We start from the raw sequence: 6,367 nt of genomic DNA, 5'->3' as shown, positions 1-6,367 counted from the left end.
TGTACGCATGGGCGGAAATTGCAAGAAACCAGCCTTCAGCGTAGCGAACACTGGTAGTTTTAGCACGCCGGTGCAGACATCAAGGCCTTGCGGTCGTTGGGTGGTTGGGGTTTTTCAGGGGCGACTACTTACCAAAGGTTAATCCCTATGCAAAAACCCTCAGGTGGCAACAGCATCACCCCGGGCTGGCGAAGATCCTGCGACTGCTGGCTGGGGGTCGAGGCTAATTAGGTCCGCTTTTCCACTTTTTCACTGCGGCGATCAACTCTTCTTTTTTACTTCCATCGATCGGCCACCCATGAATTTCAGCCACTATTTTCTTGTCACGAAAGAAGTAAAAGCCCGGGGTCGACCAATCCGTTATCCGGCTCCAAGCAAGCCAGTCATACACCATCGCCATTTTTTGCTTCGCATGAGTCGAATTCCACTCATCAATTTCTTCGAGATGAAGACCAGACTCAGGGGGGACAAGCCAAAGCCCGTCCTTCAAGTCGCCACTCAAACCGGTATCACGGACAATAGCGTCGCTGGCAGTGCGCGTAAAATGGCATAAAGGACTAGCGACAATGACGATCCCAAAATCGAGCATTCCTTGATCAACAGACTCAATGATAAGCGAATTGCCGACATGCCTGATTATCGCCGGCGCATTCGTTGCAGCGCCTCGCCCATCCAGAACCGGTGGAGTCGCGGGCTCAATACCGTGCAACTTCGAAAAGTCCTTGGCGATCTTGAACTGCCGGGATTTAACCAATACTCCGACGACATCGTGCAGGTCACGCTCAGTGGCCACATGCCGCTCATCAAGAAAATCGTAAAGACTGGCGGCCTCTAGCGAAATAGCCTGATCCTTCGAATAGAAAGCGGTCGTTACCGCAGCATCGAAGCGCGCCCTCGTCTCTGGCAGATCATGCGAACCTAACTTTTGAGGATAAAAATTCCTGTAAGAATCGACAAGCATCTGATGCTGAATATTTGGGGGCAGTGTTCGCACAATGCCTGCCAACTGCTCGATTTTTACCGATGGACCTATGACAGGTGCCGACTGAACCTCAGGCATGATCAATAAAGTTACGAGCCCGATTATGATGAGGAAATATTTCATTTTGACCGGATTGGAAGCGAGCGGCAAATGCTGCCGCTCTTGGTTCGTAAAGACTAGCAGTTTGAAGTACATGCCGACCTCTGGCTTTCGCCACAGGTTGCTCGCTCCTCACAACGATATCCTTCCAAAAAACCCCCATTTTGCATAAGAGGCTCGGCATTCACATCCTTGTCTAAACGCGTACGAGGTGCCGCGTTGATCTTATAAGCCCCCCCTTCCAATCCAAATAGAGCGAGAACGCTATACACCTGTGTTGGCGAGAGCTTCTTCAAAGACGATGTATCAAATTCCGTCAAACCCTTCTCATTGAATTTCAGGCTATTAATGAACTCATCTCTTAGCATTGGCGAGATATCTTTGAACGCCGATATCTCCTGAGGCATTGATTCAATGTATAAATCCAAGGCGTGCCTTGTCTTTATGGGAGCCATTTGCAGAGAAATACGTTCAGCATCAACGATTTGCTTCGCGGCAGCACTCACAGCCGAGTCCTCCACATCTGCCGCTTGCAACTGAGTTGCACCAAAAGACGTCACCACCAGTAAAAAAACAAACAAGATGATTTCATTTGATCCTCCAGCACGGTTTAATTTCTGAACATGACTGTAACTTACTCCATTAACACTTTTTTGACATACATCACAAAATCAGTAAAGAATTTTACAAAATATTGATACCTATGGTTCAAAAAATTGAACCCAGTGCACCGTCAATAAACAATCTATTGTTATATTAATTTTCTATTTAACTATATTTTTTTATAAAAAAATTAATAAATAAGTGAAGAGCGACGCCTTGCAGTTGACGCCATCATGCTTGCTGTACGGGCCTCGACTTCAAGCTGAAGGGCGGCACTTGGTCACATCTGAAAAGACACGTCCTCAAGAATGTAACCCTCGGGCCGACAAGGTATGCAACGTTTCGAGGAATCTCCCATGGGCATCCTGATCTACCTGGTGCCTGCATTCGCACTCTGGGCGCTGATCGCCACCGGACTGGCATTCATGCGCGGTCGCCAGTTGCGTGCCGAATCCGGCGAGCTTGCCAGCACGCAGGACAGCCTCGGCCACTATCAGGCGGCGCTGTCGCAACTGAAGGCGCGTGCGGCGGCCACCACGCTGGAACTGGAATCGTTGCAGCGCAGCTATGCCGTGCTCAAGCAATCGCTGGAGCAGCAGGAGCAGAACGCCTCGGAGCAGCAGGCGGCCACTGCCGGCCAGGTGATTCCGATGGTGCTGGTGCAGCGACTGGATATCGCCAACGAGATTGGCACGCTGTTCGAGCATGTGGCGCGCGTGGCCCGCAGCCTGCGTCGCTACAGCGCCTACAGCCGCGGCCACAATGCACCCGAGCCGGCTACAGCGCGCTACGACCTGCACTGGCTTGCCGATTGCCTGCATAGCTTCGATCAGCTGGGTCACGCACTGGTGCGCGGCAATGTCGCTGCACTGATCACGGCGTGCCAGGATCTGCTGTCGATGTACGAGCATTACTTGAAGGATGGCTCCGGCTACAACAGCCGCGATACCTTCCAGCGATTGAGCAACGATGTGCCGCTCTCCGAAGCCACGGACGCGATCCGCTCGATCATCGTCAAGGCGACGCTGGCGCAGGATGTGCAAGATGCGGTGCAGGAGGATGAGGTGGTGGCGAACGTTGGGTGAATCGGGAATCGGGAATCGGGAATCGGGAATCGGGAATTGGAAATCGCAAGAGCGTGCGGCCTGATACATCGCTGACGCGTTGCGTTAGGCCTACAACATCGTACAAAGATAGCTAAGCCCCTTGCCTTCCGATTTGCTGCAAAGAAAAAAGCGCACCTTGCGGTGCGCTTTTTCTATCTCATGCTTCGACATTCTTGGGTAGCTGACGATGATGCTAGCGGCAGCCAACATAAGCGGACGGCGCTGCAGACATCGGAACGCACGCATTTTTGCGTTCCGATTCGAACACGGCCGCGCAGCTCGGCACGCTGCACGGCCGTATCGCTAACTGACTAGCCGCCGATCTTCATCCACTCCCAAAATCACGGCGCCTTCTGCGGTAACGCATAAGCGATCAACGCATCGCCCGCCGGGGTTTCCATGAAGTGATGCCCGCCGGCCATGATGACCAAATATTCGCGGCCACCATACGCGTACACCATCGGGTTGGCTTGGCCGCCGGCCGGCAACTTGGCGTGCCACAGCTCCTTGCCGGTAGCCAGATCGATGGCGCGGATCAGGTCGTCAGTGGCTGCTGCGATAAAGATCAAGCCGCCTGCCGTCACCACCGCGCCGCCATTGTTCGGCGTGCCGATCTCGATCGGCAGACCGGAGCGAATGCCGAAAGGGCCATTGCCGCGCGCACTTCCGAACGGGCGGTCCCACAGCGTCTTGCCACTGGCCAGGTCGATGGCGCGGATGCCGCCATACGGCGGTTCCTTGCATAGCAACTTAGAGCGGCTAACAAAACCCTTGAATTCTGTCGAACCGGCGGCATCATGGCCGGCATGACACGTCGCAACGAGATCCCAATTGCGCTGTGGAAGCGAATCGAGGCACTGATTCCGCAGGTCAAGCCTTCCACACAAGGTGGACGACCTCGTATCAGTGATCAGCAGGCGCTCAATGGAATCATCTATGTGTTGCGCACAGGTATTGCTTGGGAAGAACTGCCTGGGGAACTTGGCGATGGGAGCGGCATGACCTGCTGGCGGCGGTTGCGTGATTGGCAAGTCAGCGGGGTGTGGCATCGTCTCCATCAGGTGTTGCTGGCCGAGCGACGTCGCGCCGACAAGCTGGATATGCGCCGAGCAAGTCTGGACGCGGCCAGCGTGGCCTCCCCCCGGGGGGCTCGTATACAGGGCCAAACCCAACCGATCGCGGCAAACTCGGCAGCAAACGGCATCTGATCGTCGATCGCAACGGCGTGCCGCTGGCTGTGTGCGTCACCGGTGCCAATCGACACGACTCGGTTGTCTTTGAGGAGTTGCTTGATGCATTGGCTGAAATCGGCGGAAAACCAGGGCGTGCGCGACGCTGGCCAGGCAAACTGCATGCTGACACGGCTTACGACATCGCCCGTTGCCGCAATGCCCTCAAGCAACGCGGCATCATTGCGCCGATTGCTCGCAAGGGCATCGAACGCAACGACCGTCTGGGCCAGCACCGCTGGGGCGTGGAGCGTACCCACGCTTGGTTCGCCGGGATGGGCAAGCTGCGTCTCCGCTTCGAACGCCGCATCGATATCCACTTAGCGTTGCTCTCGCTTGAAGAACTCCGGCATCGACACGCCAGCCTGGAATTGCACGGCATTGATGCTCATCGCCCCACCTCGTTGGCTTCAGGTGACAACAGCATCTCCCCAGGCCGGCGCAGATCCTGCGACTGCCGGCTGAGAGTCAGGGCTAATCAGGTCCTTCAATAAGAAAATGTTGACGCTTTGGATGACGCGCAACTAGCCTAATACCGGCGGAAGCCAGTCTATGAGCGCGAGCCTGGGTACGCCATAAACCAATCAAAAAACCATTAAGGAAAACGGACACATAATGAATAGATCACTTGGATGTGCAGCTTTACTACTCATCGCCCTCTCCTTTAAAGCTAGCGCCGAGGACACCGAAACTGTTTGTAACGGATGCGCCGACCAAGCTATGAGGTTCAGGGCTCGTGACTTGGGCAATGGACACCACTATTTTTGGGACTTCACCACCCGCCGGCTGACGCACTACCTCACACAGGGACAAACTGTCCCGCCCGCCAGTTTCAAGACAGACAGCGCCTCCTCGGCCAGAGGGTCAATTCAGCTAATACCGCTGACATCTGACGAAATGCAACTTTTTAGCTACGGGCTGGATCTTTACGATTCAACCGGAACCACTCGAATAACTAACACTTTCCAAACCGACTACACCATTCCTGCGAACGCAGCGCAAGCAAATTTCGTGATGGCTGCTGCTACGACCCACCAAGCCACAGCATTTGACATGGTAAACACACCAGTTTATCAGAAAGCGGTTATTGACTTGGTCTTCAATCAAAATAACTTAGGGCCTTTTTACTGGCTACAGGATAGAGCGCGCGTAGCCCTGGCTACCTTCACTAACTTTGTATCAATATCTCTCATAAAACCCCCTTTACATTGTTTAATACCATTCAGTTTCCTGATGGATCCTCCTTTATGGTCGGCTGGGATTACCAGTCCAGGCAGTACAGGTACGTAAAGGGATCTGCCACTGATGCCGCCGGCAACTTGATACCTGAGACCACTAATGACGCGGGCGGGGGCGCTACGGGAAAGATCAACTATGTTTACCCGAACACCGCAAAGGGGATGGCAGCAGGTGGAGAAATGGTTGATCACTTAACCGGACTAAACGTGGGCTGGACCGCACCGCCAGGCACTCCAGTCAACAATGGATTTATAATCGCATGTGTATCTACCCCCTCCGGCGTTCGATGCACAATTGAGACCCTTATACGATGAGTACAATTCCTACTGGCAACACACCTTTATTCCGATCACTCTTGTTTTTTTTGTTTTCCACAGTTCTAGCGTGGATTGGATGGCAGTCAAACGGTCAGATCGATTGGCAGAAATTCGCGGTATATTCCTGCATGGTCATCACGTATTCCGCATGTGTGATTTTTTATCTAAAATCTTTGGACAAGCTAAAGCCCTTCGTAAATTATAGCTACGCCAAGTTTTTATTGTTTATTAGCCTGCTAACGGTAGGCAGCGGACTCGCTGCGCTGTTGCTGCACTTTTTGTAAGACCTTAACGATGTAGCGTCTCATAGCCGCGCACATCGCGGCCGCCACCATGATTGATGTGTGACTAGTGGGGCCGTAATTGCCCCACTTTCCACTGCATACCGTGGCGCTGACGCGCCGCGACGGCGATCAGCATCGCTACTCGGTGGTAAGCGTCCGCCAACCACGCCTACCCAAAGCTCACCCAGCGTGCAGCGTGGTCGATGTCCCGATCCAGTGTGGTTGGCAGCCGTGCCAGGGTATCGTGCAGCCAGGGATGCGGTTCGATACCGTTGGCTTTTGCAGTGGCCAGCAGACTCATGAGTCACCCCTGAAAAACCCTCTCAAGCACCAAATGGCATGTTTGCCGGCCACATGATTTTGAGCACGTTGAGGAACGCACCCGCACCACCTGCAACCAAGCACGCAAAAATGCGATCCAGCGCAGCAGCCAGCGCAGGTTGTAGCCAGCGGCGCAGCCGAGCACGTGCAGTGCATCGCCTTGGGCGCCTTTGAGATGGCAGCGATT

At 54.0% G+C, this 6,367-nt stretch carries 6 protein-coding genes and 2 pseudogenes; 3 read left to right on the top strand and 5 right to left on the bottom strand.

Features of this window, described 5'->3' with window-relative positions; genetic code table 11:
* Positions 1–223 precede the first annotated feature (223 nt).
* Positions 224–1,177 (bottom strand): hypothetical protein, encoded by a 954-nt coding sequence (locus tag NX05_RS18640; RefSeq protein ID WP_230597829.1) that lies wholly within the window; start codon positions 1,175–1,177, stop codon positions 224–226.
* A complete protein-coding gene (locus NX05_RS23990; protein ID WP_126922679.1) occupies positions 1,159–1,662 on the bottom strand; it encodes a hypothetical protein in 504 nt (167 codons plus the stop codon). The genes NX05_RS18640 and NX05_RS23990 overlap by 19 nt, the downstream gene beginning before the upstream one ends.
* Before the next feature lie 378 nt (positions 1,663–2,040).
* On the opposite strand from NX05_RS23990, the gene NX05_RS18635 reads away from it, so the two are divergent.
* The gene (locus NX05_RS18635; protein WP_039433919.1) at positions 2,041–2,769 is read left to right on the top strand and encodes a hypothetical protein; all 729 of its coding nucleotides are present in this window, start codon (positions 2,041–2,043) and stop codon (positions 2,767–2,769) included.
* Between the two features lie 362 nt (positions 2,770–3,131).
* Here the strand turns inward: NX05_RS18635 and NX05_RS18630 are convergent, their stop codons facing one another.
* Positions 3,132–3,677: an outer membrane protein assembly factor BamB family protein gene (locus tag NX05_RS18630; RefSeq protein ID WP_455722193.1), complete on the bottom strand. Its 546-nt coding sequence runs from the start codon at positions 3,675–3,677 to the stop codon at positions 3,132–3,134.
* Here NX05_RS18630 and NX05_RS23145 point away from each other — a divergent pair.
* A pseudogene (locus NX05_RS23145) lies at positions 3,597–4,357 on the top strand (IS5 family transposase); the annotation flags it as partial. The gene NX05_RS18630 and the pseudogene NX05_RS23145 overlap by 81 nt on opposite strands.
* A gap of 277 nt (positions 4,358–4,634) precedes the next feature.
* Entirely contained in the window at positions 4,635–5,309 is a 675-nt protein-coding gene (locus tag NX05_RS24280) for a hypothetical protein (RefSeq protein WP_134811008.1), read from the top strand.
* A gap of 719 nt (positions 5,310–6,028) precedes the next feature.
* On the opposite strand, the gene NX05_RS23140 is transcribed toward NX05_RS24280, so the two are convergent.
* Together NX05_RS23140 and NX05_RS23135 are read right to left on the bottom strand one after the other, a co-directional pair.
* Positions 6,029–6,160 (bottom strand): transposase domain-containing protein, encoded by a 132-nt coding sequence (locus NX05_RS23140; RefSeq protein ID WP_230597827.1) that lies wholly within the window; start codon positions 6,158–6,160, stop codon positions 6,029–6,031.
* A 22-nt stretch (positions 6,161–6,182) separates the two neighbouring features.
* Positions 6,183–6,367 (bottom strand): annotated as a pseudogene (locus NX05_RS23135) (IS5/IS1182 family transposase); the annotation flags it as partial.

This window comes from Xanthomonas vasicola (assembly GCF_000772705.2).
GTDB classification, from domain to species: domain Bacteria; phylum Pseudomonadota; class Gammaproteobacteria; order Xanthomonadales; family Xanthomonadaceae; genus Xanthomonas; species Xanthomonas vasicola.
This window is presented reverse-complemented; position numbering and strand designations above follow the sequence as displayed.

What these genes read in the sequence shown, in the direction of transcription:
- NX05_RS18640 (WP_230597829.1), bottom strand. Translation starts at nt 1,177, where the DNA reads ATGTACTTCAAACTGCTAGTCTTTACGAACCAAGAGCGGCAGCATTTG.
- NX05_RS18635 (WP_039433919.1), top strand. Translation starts at nt 2,041, where the DNA reads ATGGGCATCCTGATCTACCTGGTGCCTGCATTCGCACTCTGGGCGCTG.
- NX05_RS24280 (WP_134811008.1), top strand. Translation starts at nt 4,635, where the DNA reads ATGAATAGATCACTTGGATGTGCAGCTTTACTACTCATCGCCCTCTCC.
- NX05_RS23140 (WP_230597827.1), bottom strand. Translation starts at nt 6,160, where the DNA reads ATGAGTCTGCTGGCCACTGCAAAAGCCAACGGTATCGAACCGCATCCC.